The sequence below is a fragment of the Streptomyces soli genome, from assembly GCF_003999195.1.
GTDB classification, from domain to species: Bacteria; Actinomycetota; Actinomycetes; order Streptomycetales; family Streptomycetaceae; genus Actinacidiphila; species Actinacidiphila soli.
Genome location: NZ_RJVR01000096.1, coordinates 1 through 12029, shown reverse-complemented (window position 1 = coordinate 12029; position 12029 = coordinate 1). Strand labels below are relative to the sequence as shown.

At 70.2% G+C, this 12029-nt stretch carries 19 protein-coding genes; 10 read left to right on the top strand and 9 right to left on the bottom strand.

Features of this window, described 5'->3' with window-relative positions; translation table 11 throughout:
* Positions 1–133 precede the first annotated feature (133 nt).
* The gene (locus EFK10_RS07985) at positions 134–391 is read left to right on the top strand and encodes a group II intron maturase-specific domain-containing protein (RefSeq protein ID WP_265737483.1); all 258 of its coding nucleotides are present in this window, start codon (positions 134–136) and stop codon (positions 389–391) included.
* A gap of 197 nt (positions 392–588) precedes the next feature.
* Positions 589–1212 (top strand): hypothetical protein, encoded by a 624-nt coding sequence (locus EFK10_RS07980; RefSeq protein ID WP_127355037.1) that lies wholly within the window; start codon positions 589–591, stop codon positions 1210–1212.
* 178 nt (positions 1213–1390) lie between these two features.
* On the opposite strand, the gene EFK10_RS47135 is transcribed toward EFK10_RS07980, so the two are convergent.
* Complete coding sequence (locus EFK10_RS47135) at positions 1391–1558, bottom strand: hypothetical protein (protein ID WP_164835884.1); 168 nt, start codon at positions 1556–1558, stop codon at positions 1391–1393.
* A gap of 60 nt (positions 1559–1618) precedes the next feature.
* Between EFK10_RS47135 and EFK10_RS07975 the strand changes: the two genes are divergently transcribed.
* Entirely contained in the window at positions 1619–1984 is a 366-nt protein-coding gene (locus tag EFK10_RS07975; RefSeq protein ID WP_127355036.1) for a hypothetical protein, read from the top strand.
* Between the two features lie 147 nt (positions 1985–2131).
* Here the strand turns inward: EFK10_RS07975 and EFK10_RS07970 are convergent, their stop codons facing one another.
* A complete protein-coding gene (locus tag EFK10_RS07970; RefSeq protein ID WP_127355035.1) occupies positions 2132–2395 on the bottom strand; it encodes a hypothetical protein in 264 nt (87 codons plus the stop codon).
* A gap of 780 nt (positions 2396–3175) precedes the next feature.
* On the opposite strand from EFK10_RS07970, the gene EFK10_RS07965 reads away from it, so the two are divergent.
* On the top strand, positions 3176–3841 hold the full coding sequence (locus EFK10_RS07965) for an SDR family NAD(P)-dependent oxidoreductase (RefSeq protein WP_127355034.1): 666 nt from the start codon (positions 3176–3178) through the stop codon (positions 3839–3841).
* 282 nt (positions 3842–4123) lie between these two features.
* Here EFK10_RS07965 and EFK10_RS51945 read toward each other — a convergent pair whose 3' ends face one another.
* Complete coding sequence (locus tag EFK10_RS51945; protein ID WP_265737482.1) at positions 4124–4252, bottom strand: hypothetical protein; 129 nt, start codon at positions 4250–4252, stop codon at positions 4124–4126.
* 25 nt (positions 4253–4277) lie between these two features.
* Between EFK10_RS51945 and EFK10_RS07955 the strand changes: the two genes are divergently transcribed.
* A complete protein-coding gene (locus EFK10_RS07955) occupies positions 4278–4517 on the top strand; it encodes a hypothetical protein (RefSeq protein ID WP_127355033.1) in 240 nt (79 codons plus the stop codon).
* On the opposite strand, the gene EFK10_RS07950 is transcribed toward EFK10_RS07955, so the two are convergent.
* Positions 4478–4774 (bottom strand): hypothetical protein, encoded by a 297-nt coding sequence (locus EFK10_RS07950; RefSeq protein WP_127355032.1) that lies wholly within the window; start codon positions 4772–4774, stop codon positions 4478–4480. The genes EFK10_RS07955 and EFK10_RS07950 overlap by 40 nt on opposite strands.
* 593 nt (positions 4775–5367) lie before the next feature.
* On the opposite strand from EFK10_RS07950, the gene EFK10_RS07945 reads away from it, so the two are divergent.
* Positions 5368–5634 (top strand): MDR/zinc-dependent alcohol dehydrogenase-like family protein, encoded by a 267-nt coding sequence (locus tag EFK10_RS07945; RefSeq protein ID WP_127355031.1) that lies wholly within the window; start codon positions 5368–5370, stop codon positions 5632–5634.
* 125 nt (positions 5635–5759) lie between these two features.
* Here the strand turns inward: EFK10_RS07945 and EFK10_RS07940 are convergent, their stop codons facing one another.
* Positions 5760–5996 carry a hypothetical protein gene (locus tag EFK10_RS07940; protein ID WP_127355030.1) on the bottom strand — a complete coding sequence of 79 codons (237 nt, stop codon included), beginning with the start codon at positions 5994–5996 and terminating at the stop codon, positions 5760–5762.
* A 73-nt stretch (positions 5997–6069) separates the two neighbouring features.
* Between EFK10_RS07940 and EFK10_RS07935 the strand changes: the two genes are divergently transcribed.
* Both EFK10_RS07935 and EFK10_RS51940 read left to right on the top strand, forming a co-directional pair.
* Entirely contained in the window at positions 6070–6864 is a 795-nt protein-coding gene (locus EFK10_RS07935; protein WP_127355029.1) for an RNA ligase family protein, read from the top strand.
* Positions 6865–6881: 17 nt separating this feature from the next.
* Entirely contained in the window at positions 6882–7031 is a 150-nt protein-coding gene (locus tag EFK10_RS51940; RefSeq protein WP_265737481.1) for a DUF6011 domain-containing protein, read from the top strand.
* Between the two features lie 114 nt (positions 7032–7145).
* On the opposite strand, the gene EFK10_RS07930 is transcribed toward EFK10_RS51940, so the two are convergent.
* Positions 7146–7403 carry a hypothetical protein gene (locus EFK10_RS07930; RefSeq protein ID WP_127355028.1) on the bottom strand — a complete coding sequence of 86 codons (258 nt, stop codon included), beginning with the start codon at positions 7401–7403 and terminating at the stop codon, positions 7146–7148.
* A gap of 126 nt (positions 7404–7529) precedes the next feature.
* A complete protein-coding gene (locus EFK10_RS07925) occupies positions 7530–7997 on the bottom strand; it encodes a DUF6194 family protein (protein ID WP_206305353.1) in 468 nt (155 codons plus the stop codon).
* Between the two features lie 32 nt (positions 7998–8029).
* Between EFK10_RS07925 and EFK10_RS07920 the strand changes: the two genes are divergently transcribed.
* Positions 8030–8818 carry a MerR family transcriptional regulator gene (locus EFK10_RS07920; protein ID WP_127355026.1) on the top strand — a complete coding sequence of 263 codons (789 nt, stop codon included), beginning with the start codon at positions 8030–8032 and terminating at the stop codon, positions 8816–8818.
* A gap of 21 nt (positions 8819–8839) precedes the next feature.
* On the opposite strand, the gene EFK10_RS07915 is transcribed toward EFK10_RS07920, so the two are convergent.
* A complete protein-coding gene (locus tag EFK10_RS07915) occupies positions 8840–10636 on the bottom strand; it encodes a hypothetical protein (protein WP_240677068.1) in 1797 nt (598 codons plus the stop codon).
* A 93-nt stretch (positions 10637–10729) separates the two neighbouring features.
* On the opposite strand from EFK10_RS07915, the gene EFK10_RS47130 reads away from it, so the two are divergent.
* On the top strand, positions 10730–10879 hold the full coding sequence (locus EFK10_RS47130; protein ID WP_164835883.1) for a hypothetical protein: 150 nt from the start codon (positions 10730–10732) through the stop codon (positions 10877–10879).
* Between the two features lie 52 nt (positions 10880–10931).
* Here the strand turns inward: EFK10_RS47130 and EFK10_RS07905 are convergent.
* On the bottom strand, positions 10932–12029 hold a 1098-nt coding region (locus EFK10_RS07905; protein WP_127355025.1), incomplete at its 5' end, for a heavy metal translocating P-type ATPase.

The window sequence follows — 12029 nt, the reverse complement described above, 5'->3', positions numbered from 1 at the left end:
GCCCCGGGCAGCCGCCAACTCGCCTCGTACCGCGGCCAACTCGGCGAAGAGGTCCTTCGCGGACCAGACGGCATCCCCCACACCGACACCCTAGCGATGCCAGCCGGCCAGCGAACCGGCCGCACCCTGCTGAATAGCTACCTTCCAGGAGCTCGCCCGCAGGATCAACCCTGTGGTGGCGGGCTGGCTCAACTACTACAGCCGTTTCAGGCCGTGGGAGCTGATTCCCTTCGTGATGCGCATCAACGCCTACCTGGTGCGCTGGATCCGCCAGAAGTACAAACGGCTTGCGGCTCAGCGGAAGGCCATCGCGAAGATGCAGGAGATCGCCCAGCGATATCCCCGCATGTTCGTGCACTGGCGCCTGACCACGGGTGCCGTATCGGCCTGATGACCAGAACGACAAGAGCCGTGTAAAGGGCGACTTTTACGCACGGTTCTGTGAGAGCCGAGGGGTGAGATCCCCCTCGGCTACTCGGCACTGTCAGCCATCCCCTCGCTGCGGCAACAGCGACGATTGCGCCGGACACGGCACAACACGGCGAAGGGCACTTACCTGTGGCCGGAGAAAGCGCAGCCTCGGCAGAGGTGCTGCGAGCTGTCGAGCGATTGAGTGCCCGGGTGTACCGGAACCTGCGCGCGGGCGCACGGGTGGACGGCGAGGCCGTGGAGTTGGCGTGTCTGCTGCTGGACTGGGGCCACAGCGCCGACGCTGTCCGCGAACTCGTCGCCAGGCGGCCGTCGGACATCCCTGGACCGGAGATGGCTGAGCTGGCGGCGGAGCTGCTGCGGGCCATCGGGTTCGATCCGGGGTTCGCGCTCGCTCCCGAGCGGCTTGCTGTCCTGGAGCAGGCGGTGCGGATGGTGGCGGCGGACTTCGCGGGCAGCGCAGTCGTCGACGGTCTGCATGTCGTGCGGGCGCAGGACGTCGGCCCCCGGGCGCTGCTGGCGTTGGGAGACGGCACGCTGCTCAGCTCAGGGAACGGCCTGGCTCCTTCGGCGGGGGACGATCCGGTGCGGGCTCTGGTCGAGATCGCGATGGAGGTACAGGACGAGGTGGCGGCTCGGTTCTGGCTGGTCTGGCCGGTCTGCCCGCGACACGGCCTCGGCGTGCGCCCTGTGGCGGAGGCCGGCACCGCCCGGTGGCGCTGCGCCGGCGGTCCGTGCGGGCACTTCGCGGGGCCGGTGGGCGGGTTGGCCACGGCCGGGTAGACGTCCTGAACACCTGGTTGCGGGGGCGGTTCCCGCATCGGTTCGCCTGGTGTCAGTGGAGCCCGCACCGCAGCACACAAGGGCCGGGCCGGATCTTCCTGAGCGGAGTCCGGGCCGGCCCTTGTGTGGGCTATGCCCAGCGCATTCCCAGCTCGGTCTGGGTGGCGTTGCGCTCGGGCTACGTCAGTAGCCCGGCGATCGGCAGTTGCGCCATGCGCGCGTGGAAGATCCTGGCCGCCCAGCCCGACGCCAAGCAGCGCGCCGCGCTGGATGCCCTGGTGGCGTTCGCCGCCACGATGCGCACCACCGCCGCCGACGAGGCGATCGAGGTCTTCGACCTGCTCATGGCCGACCTCGCCCGCACCTCGGCGAACCACGAAGCACTGGACGGGCGAGGGGGCGGACCATGGGCAGGTTCAAGGCGGGCAAGCCGCGGCGGGAGCGGTTCCGGGTCGACGGGCAGGCGGTGGACGAGGCCGCGATGTGGGCCGAGACGGCTCGGATGGCGAACCGGGTGGACGACCACGGCCGCATCCTGTTCTGGGACGACCCGGCGCTGCAACTCGGTGAGCTGGCCACCGGCATCGACCCGGCCACCGGTCGGATGCAGACCGCGCCTGGCGAGAGCGGGCAGATGCCCGCCGCGCTGTTCGAGCCGGAGAGGGCGATGCTCGCGCGCAAGCCGGGCGAGGCACCCACCGAGGGGTCGGGACGCTATATGAGGGCGCCTCAGTTCGCGCCGGGGCCGACATCGTTCTTGTGGGCCTCGTAGTGGGCACGGTTCGCCTCGATGACGCGATCTACCGCCTTGGCTACCTCGCTCCTCTCCCGGGCCCGCTTGCCTCTGCCAGCCGTGCTGGTCCCGGAGGTTCCCGCCGTCTGCGTTGTGGACTTCGTCGAGGGCTGGTGACGATGGGCGTCACGCACTCGGTGCCACCTGTGCGTCGGCCACCACAGGTCGGTACCGTCCGAGGCCGCGGACGTACACGCCTCTGCCGTACCACTGGTTGGCGGACATGCGCGTGGCCCATCCCTCCGCGGACAACTTCCTCAGCACGTCTCGGACGACGCGAACCGACGTCCCGGCCGAGCCGGGCTCGTCCGTCAGGCCCCGGGCCGAGTCGATCGCCGCCGCAATGGACTCGGCGGAAGCGGGCAGCTCCAGCGACTCCGTAACGGCCACGGTGCTCTGCCTCGTGGGGCGGTGCCGCGACCGCCACCATCTCGGCATTTTCACGGATCCTCCCCTCCCAAATTCGGAACGGATCCGACGGGGCTCATGGCCGGTAGCGTCACCATAGGGCAACCAGACGCCTGCCGACACGGGCTTTTGTGGGATATCCTGTGGGTTCCGGCGGACCTTCAGGACGCCTCGGCGGCTCTGGCCAGGCAGTTTGTGGCCCTTGCCCGCGTTCCCGGAAGAAGATCATGAGGCTTCGTCAGGAATCCCGAAGAACCCTCATGATCCACTGAGCGCTCCTGCCACCCCGGGTGGCTCGTGACCAGGGGGCGACGAGGTGACCGCGAGGTGCGGAGAATCAAGACGAACCCACGGGATATCCCGCAGTACGCGCGATGCGCCAGCTGGCGCGCGGCCGGGACGACTGTGCGCCAGGATGACGAGGGCCTGACTGCGATGTGCCGGTGTGGTGTCAGTGACGGTTGTCGGTGACGGTGTGTCAGGTGGCTGTAGGTGTCCTGCTTGTTGTGCTGTGACGTGGTACGTGGTGGCTGGTCGGCTGTCGTGGGGCGCTACACCTTGCCTTGTCTCACTGTCATGAGAATGGTCCTTCTGATCTGACACAGAGCGTCACCACCGGGATCTTGGAAGAGCCGAATCTCTTACCACCCCGCTCAGCGGCCAGGCCCCTGGCCGGGGCACACTGACTGAACGAAAACGGGTGCGGCGCGCACGCCGCTCACGGCATGTGCGCCGTGCCTTCCGCGATATCGAGGAGCAGCTGTGACCACCATCGCCATCATCGGAGCAGGTCCTGGCCTGGGAGCGGCCGTTGCCGAACGGTTCGGCCGCCAGGGCTTCGATGTCGCACTCATCTCGCGCAACCAGGAGCATGTCGACGCCCTGGCCGGCGCCCTTGCCAGGGAAGGCGTGAACGCGCGCGGCTTCGTGGCCGACGTACGTGACCAGGCAGCCCTCGCGGCGGCCCTGGACGCCGCGGCCGTGACGCTGGGCCCGATCGAAGTCCTGCAGTACAGCCCCCTCCCGCACAAGGAATTCATGCGGCCCGTTCTGGAGAACACCCCCGCCGACCTTCAGGGAGCGATCGAGTTCTCCGTCTACGGGCCCGTCGCCGCAGTACGGCAGGTACTGCCGGGCATGCGCGCCCTCGGCCGCGGCACCGTTCTCTTCGTCAACGGCGGTACCGCCGTGCGACCCCGCGCCGACCTGGCCGGAACCTCCGTCGCCTTCGCTGCCGAGAGCGCCTACGCCCGGATGCTCCACGACACCCTCGCCGAGGACAACATCCACGTCGCGCAGCTCATCGTCCCGGGCTCCATCACGCCCGGACACCCACGCAAGGACCCCGCCGTGCTCGCACAGACCCTGTGGGACATCCACCACGACCACAAACAGTTCCGGCACTTCGCCGACGAACTCGACGCTTGACTGAACAGCTGCGCCGCTGGTCGGCGCGTCGGGGACGAGGAACCCGTGTGAACAGGCTAATTACTGGCCAACGACGGCCGCGCTGCCCGGAACCGATGTGAGGGTCGGGGGACTATCAGGTTTTAGGCTCTGTCGCACTTTCGATGGTGACGGAGTGTGGGGCTGGCATCGTGGCATCTCATGTGAGATGTCAACGGGCTTGTGGACATGGTGTTCGGCGTTCACGTAAAAGTGCCCAGTCTGGTACATGCGAATGTGCACAGCTCGCCGTACACCCCGGTGTCAGATCAACAGCGCGGCGGCCTGCTGACGTGCCTGGAGCAGCCAGGCCGCGCGTTCCTCGTCGGCTGAGTCGGTGACAGTACGGAAGACGACCCGGCGGACGTCGGCAACTCCTACGATCAGCTTCACCGCGCTGGACCTGTCGCCCGCGGTGGTGGCAGTCCAGACCAGCGAGGTGGCCGCCGGCCCCTATGCCCCACTCCTGGCCGAAGCCGTCGCCGACGCCTACGACCGCGACGATACGGACTGGGAGGACGCCGGCGCCCAGTTCCCGGACGGCCTGGCGGCACAGAGCAGTGTGCTGCACCTGACCGCATCCCTCGAAGCCCTGCTCGGCAGTGCGGTTGCGATAAATCATCCGGCCTGGTCAAGCGGCACATTCGTACTCGTGTAGCGTCCCGCCGAGTCGCTCGCGGCAACAGATCTGCAGGTTCCCGATCTCCTCTGCTTCGGTGATCGGTTCGGGTAGGCCTGGAGGTGCAGGGTCACGGTGTCGCGAGGGAAGGTGTCGTCCAGGTGCAGGGTGGCGGGAGCGTCGGGCTCAAGCCCCATCAGGTGTCGGCGCACGTCCCCGACGCGCTCCGCTGTGGGGTTGAGCAGCGCGAACGTGACGGCCTCGCGGGCGACGTACGCGGTGAAATTGGGCAGCATGCGGGGTTCCTCCTGGTGGTGGGTTGGGCGGGCGGGCCGGCGTGGCGCTGCTGTTCCTGGCCGGCCTTTCCGGGCTGGGAAGGGCCCGTGTGCGGGCGGGACCGGGCGGCCTGGCTCCTGGGGGCTCGGTGTCGTCCTCCTGGGCCGCGCAGAAGCCGCACAGGGCGCCTCGGGCGGGCAGGGGCCCGGGTGAGCCGGGTCCCGGTGGGTGGGGGTCAGCGCTCGGCGCGATGTACTGCCAGGGCCGGCAGACGGACGGGCTCGGGCCAGGTCAGCCGGTACAGGGAGGGGTATTCCTGGGGCTGGCCGTTGACGGTGACGGTCCAGGGGCTTTCGCTCCAACTGGCCTCAGGTGTGGCGGATGACCACGGGGCGGCCGTCGGTGGTGAACTCGGCGCGGGTGGCGCGGGGGGTCGGTGTGCCACGTGGGGAGGCCGTTGACGGTGGCGGTCGCCTCGATCTGGTCGCCGTCGTTCGTGGAGCCCAGTGCGCCCCCGGCACGCCCGCGCGGCCATCACCACGCCTCCTGCGGCACTGACCTCCGGCGGGCGCCGTTCCGGCCGGGTGTCGGTGCCTGGTGGGAGCCTGAGGGGATGGACGAGCTGATGCGGCGCCGGGTCTACGGCGCCGACCACGACGATCCCGACCCGGGTCCGCGGCCCGGGCACGTCTACCGGGAGCTGGTCGGCGGCCCGCTGGACGGACTACTCCTGGATGTCACCGGCTGGACCGAGGCGGCCCGCGCCGCTGGCGTCACGCTGCGGACTGAGATCGGAAGGTACGGTCCCGGCGGCCGTGCCCAGTACGGGCCGCGTTCTACCGACCCGCTTCGTTGGGACTGGCAGGGTGACACCCGGTGATCTTGGCAGTGTCCGCAGCCTGCTGTCCGCGTTTGGCCCGTCGGAGCCGGTATGAAGCGGCGCCAACTGGGAGCGCTACGAGATGCTGCGGCACTGTCAGCGGTTCGTCGGAGCCTGCGTTCCCCCTACGCGGCCCGCTGGGCCGCTGCAGTACCGGATGCCGCGGTGAGTTGCAGCTGGTGCGCGGTGGCGGCGGCTTCCATGGCGGGGCTGTCGGGGACGGCTTCGACCAGGACGACGGCGGGGGACAGGGCGGCGCGGCATGCCCCGGCCGGTGCCTGAATCCGCCCGGTGCGTCGGGTCGCCGGGCTTTGAGTGTCCGCGCGCCCGCAACCGGACACGGACCAACGCGTGACGACCACGGCACCGCATAACTCGGTGGCCGTCTCGCACTGAGGCCGTCAGCATCGATCCCAACCACTCGAAAGGCCCAACGTGTCCGACCTCGACAGCCTCAATTCGCCCGCCGACCTGGCCGCCCTCAACTCGGCGACCAAGTACCCGTCCATCCCGACTTACCACGAGCTCGACCCGAAGAACGGCGGCCTGCTGGAGACCTCCACGGCGTTCGAGGGCGACGTGGTCCTGACCGAAAAGGTCGACGGCACCAACAGCCGCATCGTCCTACTACCCGACGGGGATTGGTTCATCGGCTCCCGCGAGGAACTGCTGTACGCCCGCAGCGACCGCGTGGGCAACCCCGCCCTCGGCATCGTAAACGCCCTCAAGCCGCTGGCCGATCGGCTCCAGGGGACGGGCACGGACCACATTCAGGTCTTCTTCCTGGAGGTATACGGCCACAAGGTCGGCGGCGCAGCCAAGCAGTACACCGTCCAGGGCAACGTCGGCTACCGCCTGTTCGACGTTGCTTGCGTGCTGCCCGACGTCCTGGACTGGAGCCGCGAGCAGATTTCATTCTGGCGGGAGAACGGCGGCCAGCGGTTTTGCACCGAGGCCGCCCTCCAGCGGGCAGCCGACGCCGAGAGCATAGACCTGACGCCCCGCTTGGGCACCGTCCCGGCCGACGAGCTGCCGGCCACCGTGGAGGGCATGCACGAGTGGCTACTGTCGGCTCTGCCGGGCACACACGTAGCCCTGGACGAGGGCGCGGGTGGGCGCGCTGAGGGCATCGTGTTGCGCACCACCGACCGCTCGGTGATCGCCAAGGCCCGGTTTCAGGACTACGAGCGCACGCTCAAGCGCCGCACCCAGCCCGCACGGAGCCGCTGACTGGCATCGCGGCCCGCATGGACCCTGACCCGACGCCCCTGCCGCTGGACACACCCCAGTTGGAGGGGCGTCCGCCTGTCCGGTGCAAGGTGTGTGGCGCGCCGCTGACCGCCCGGAAGGCGCGACTGTGGGGCATGGGCAGGGACTGCCGGCGGAAGCTGGGCTGACCAGCGGGTCGGGCGTCGGGCGGTTCGAGGTAGAGCAGGAAGGGCTGTTCGGCTGACGGAACGTGAAAGCGCCCCGCCCAGTGAGGGGCGAGGCGCCGAGATGCGGGCCAGTGATCAGTTCAGCCCGTTCGCGATCTCACGGATCCGGGCTGTCGCCTTCGTCAGCTCGCCGTTGGCCGTCGTGATCTCCGCGCCTGCCTTTGTCATCAGGTCCGTGTCCATGGCCGCATTGCCCCGCGTGCAGGCCGACGACGCCCGCCCGAGGTGCAGTAGCGCCTTCGACCAGTGCGACTGCGCCGCCGTATCCGGTATCGGATCGAAAGCCTGCGCCTCCGACACGTGCGCCGACAGCTTCGCGCAGTCCGACTGCATCGCCGTCGTGTGCGGGCTTCTCTGGGGGTGACCGTGTGGCGCGAGGCGAGTGGAGACCACTTTGTGCAGCTCAGCGCTGGTTGGATCGACAGTATCGTGTGCAACACCTGTGGCGCCAGTTCCGCATCAGGCAGGTCCTGGTTCGTGTCGCCGCGCGAACCGCGCACGAGCAGCCTCGTGAGCGCTGCGCAGTAGCTGCACAACCGTGTCCGTTGTCTTCTCACCGGGGTTGACGACGGAGATCCAGCCGAGCACGCCGTATACCGGATGCGGCATCACGCTCTCGGCGGCTGCGTAGTCGCGAGGACGGCTTATGCTGCGTGGCTCCTCTCCAGTGAGCTCCTGGAACGTCGCACGGTCGACGTGGACGTTCACGCGCCAGCGGCCCGGAGGGTCGAGGTCGGAAGCGGCGTCGTCGGGGTAGTTCTTGGTGACGATCGTGCCGTAGGGCTGAACGTTCTTGGGTATCTGGCCGTCGGGGGCGTAGTAGAAGAACGCGTCCCCCCACGCGAGTTCGGGGAAGTCGCCTCCCGGTTCCGGGACAAGCACGAGCGCGCCGTCGAGGCCTCGCACGGTCGCGATGATCTGTTCCACACTCATGGTTCAAGCATTACCTTCAAGTGCTTATGTGGGGTTGGCTGGTGGACGAGACCACGATCGGTCCGCGACGAGTACCGCTGAGAACTGTCGATGTCGCCAGAGAGTCGGGGTACTCGCTGCAACAGGTTCGCGACCTGGAGCGGCTGGGAGTCATTCCCCCAGCCGCTCGATCGAGCAACGGTTACCGTTCATACACATCAGCTCACGTGCATGCTCTTCGCGCCTATCGCGGACTCGCCCGTGCTGTTGGGCCTGTCGAAGCACGGCAGATGCTCGCGGAGCTGCGGACGGAGACGATCGCGGCGGCAGCCTCGGCAATCAGCGCGGTGCACGTTCGGCTCGCGCGGGAACGGGACGAGGCTCTGCGTGCTCAACAAGCGTTGCGTGCGATCCAGGATGAGACGAACCCACCCGAGTTCGAGCAGGAGAGCGACGCGATGACGATCACGCAGCTGGCCGCAGCGCTCGATGTACGCCCCTCAACCCTGCGGTTCTGGGAGCAGGAAGGGCTCGTCATCCCCGAACGAGTGACGTCACTGCGAGCACGTCGATACGGTCTTTCAGCAATCAGAGCGGCCCGAATCGTCGCGGCCCTCCGCGGCACCGGTTACGGCATTCCCGCAGTGCGCGACATCATGGGCTCCCTGCGCCAGCTCGACGGCCTGGGAGAGACCCAACGCATCCTGCAACAACGCCTGGACCAGATCGCCATGCGGACCGTGGCACTGCTGCGAGCGGGCGCAGACTTGGCAGCCGTTGTCACGTCCGCTCAGGAACCGCCGACCGCCCGAGACCCGGACCGCCTCGCATGCTGACAATCCGGGTCGGTGACTGACTCAGCCGCGCTGGTTCAGAGCTCTGGTCAGGTCCCGGTTGGCCTCCCTCGCGGCATCGAGATCGGACCGGGCCTCCTCCAACGCGGAGGCCAGTTCGACGTTGCGCTGCTCCAGCCTCGTGATCTTCCGCTGGAGCTCGTCGATGTCCGCCGGGGCTCCAAGCCCCGACTCCTGCCATGCCTCCTGCTGGGGCATCAGGTGCTCGGCGGTGGAGGTGGTGATCAGCATCGGCGTCCCGGCGGCGGTCTGGGCCGTGACCGGCCCGAGGAGGGGGTCGCGCAGTTCCGCGGCGGTGAGGGTGCCGACCGGTTTGAGGATCAGGTTCACCGGGGGCTGCCCATGGGCCAGAACGGTGGAGGTGAAGCCGCCGGTGCGCTCGCTCGCCCGCAGGTCGGGCGAGAGGAAGGACGGCAGCGGGACGCTCGCGCCGTCACGGGTTCCCGGCGCGGTGGCCAGCCCGGACAGCAGGGCGCCGGCCAGCGGCGACTTCGGGGCGATGGCGGCCAGTTGCGGGGGATCCACGGTGATCACGGCGACCGGGGAGATCACCGCGCCGTCGGCCTGTCCCACCAGGTCGAGGGTGTGCAGATGCTGGAGGGCGGTCCGTATCCCGGTGGTGGTGCCGGCCCCCGGTGCGGCGGTCGCGGTCCCGGCGGAGGCTACCGTCCCGGCCGCGGTCGCGCTCGCGTCGGCGCCGGTGGTCCAGGCCGCACCCGTGGCCAGGCCGTCGCCGATCGTGCGCTGCACGAGCCCGCCGAACACGGCCGTGCCCAGGGTCAGAACCAGGACGAACAGGGCCAGCCCGGTCGCCGGGGCGTCGTGGGCGGCCCGGGCCGCCCCGATGAAGCCCACCGCTCCCCGGCCGCGCCGGGTCTGCTGCAGCACCAGGCGCAGCACGAGCGGGCAGATCCGCAGCAGGATCAGCACGACGGCCAGCGCCACCAGCACCGGCACCGCGCCCAGAATCCCGTCGGGGCCCTGCGAGCGCAGCGCGACCACGCCCGCCGCCGCCGCGAGCAGCACCGTCAACTCCAGGACCACGCGCCGGCCGACGGCGATGTTCCGGCGCGAGCGCCGCAGCCGGCCGGGCCTGCGCGGTTCGCGGACCGCGAGCCAGGTCATCAGCGACACCGTCAGCGCCACCACCGCGGCGGCGAGGGCGGCGGGCACCGGTTGCGGCGATCCCGACGTGCCGGTGGGAGCGAGGGCCCGTCCGACCGCCCAGCCGAGCAGGGCGGCGATCAGCACCACCGGCCAGGCCACGGCGCAGCGCAGCAGCACCAACCGCGCGGTGGACGCGCCCCGCGCGCGCTGCAACCGCAGGTGCGCCTGCCTTCGGCGCAGCAGCAGCCGTACCGCGACGGCGGTGGTGGCCAGCGCGACCGCGGCCAGCGCGTCGACGGCGAACGCCGCCAGCGCCCTGGCCTGATGGTCCTGAGCGGTGAACGCGGCGAGCAGCGGCGTCAGGGAGTCGGTCACCAGCAGGGACCCGGTGGCCTGGCCGCCGACCTGGCAGCTGATGTCGCCGGTGATCCAGTCTCCCCCCTGGCACAGGGCGGCGCTCAGGTCCGCGCTGTACTGGGACAGTGGCCCGGTCAGTGCGCGGGCCTGGTCGAGCGCCGCCCCGGAAAGGTCGGCGCGCAACTGCCAGGTCACCCGCGGGCCGCCCACCCCGGCGCCGGCCAGCAGGTCGGCGGCGTCGAGGCAGACCAGGCCGCGGACGGCGAGCACCGTGCCGGCGGAGCGCTCCGCCGGGTAGCGCGACGGCTGGTCATGTCGCGCCCGACGAACTCGCAACCTACTGCCTCCACGCCCTCGCGGCAGCCGGCAGCCTGCCGTCCAAGGCCGCGGTCAACCGACTCGTCACCGTCACGCTGGCGGGATTGCACCGTGGTCCAGGCGGGCGCCGCCCTACTGGTGTTGCTCGTGGCCACGGTGCTGTCGGTGTACAAGCCGAAGGGCATGACCCAGTACGGGTGGCGTAGGCAGAACGAACAGCGCACGACGTCGGCAGCCGTGGCCGAGATGACGACGGCATAGACGACGGGTCCGGCACCGAAGATCGGTGCCGGACCCAGGGCGCGAGGGAATGTCACCCGGCGGCGCGGAAGCCGCGCAGGCGCAGGCTGTTGCCGACGACGAAGACCGAGGAGAAGGCCATCGCGGCGCCTGCGATCATCGGGTTGAGCAGCCCGGCGGCGGCGAGCGGAAGGGCGGCGACGTTGTAGCCGAAGGCCCAGAAGAGGTTGCCCTTGATGGTGGCGAGGGTGCGGCGGGAGAGGCGGATGGCGTCGGCGGCGACGCGGAGGTCGCCGCGGACGAGGGTGAGGTCGCCGGCCTCGATGGCGGCGTCGGTGCCGGTGCCCATGGCCAGGCCGAGGTCGGCCTGGGCGAGGGCGGCGGCGTCGTTGACCCCGTCGCCGACCATGGCGACGATGCGGCCCTCGGCCTGGAGCTTGCGTACGACGTCGACCTTGTCCTCCGGCATCACCTCGGCGATCACCTGATCCGGGTCGATACCGACCTCGGCGGCGACCGACTCGGCGGCGGCCCGGTTGTCGCCGGTGAGCAGGATTGGGGTCAGCCCGAGCGACCGGAACCGCGCGATCGCCTCGGCGCTGGTGGGCTTGACCGCGTCGGCGACCTCCAGGACCGCGCGGGCCTCGCCGTCCCAGGCCACGGCGATCGCCGTACGTCCCTTGGCCTCCGCCTCGGCCTTGGCGGCGGCCAGTGCGTCCGGAAGCGCCATCGCCCACTCGGCCAGCAGCTTCTCGCGGCCCACGAGGACGGCGTGGCCCTCGACGATGCCCTGGACGCCGAGTCCGGGGACGCCTGCGAAGTCCTCCGGCACCGGCAGGGCCCCCACGCGCTCGCTGGCGCCGACGGAAACGGCATGGCCGATGGGGTGCTCGGAGGCGTGCTCCAGGGCTCCGGCCAGCCGCAGCACCTCGTCCTGGTCCTGGCCGTCCGCGACATGGACGTCGAGCAGGGTCATCTTGCCGGTGGTGACGGTGCCGGTCTTGTCCAGCACGATGGTGTCGACCTTGCGGGTGGACTCCAGCACCTCCGGGCCCTTGATCAGGATGCCGAGCTGGGCGCCGCGGCCGGTGCCGACCAGCAGTGCGGTCGGGGTGGCCAGGCCCAGGGCGCAGGGGCAGGCGATGATCAGCACGGCGACGGCGGCGGTGAA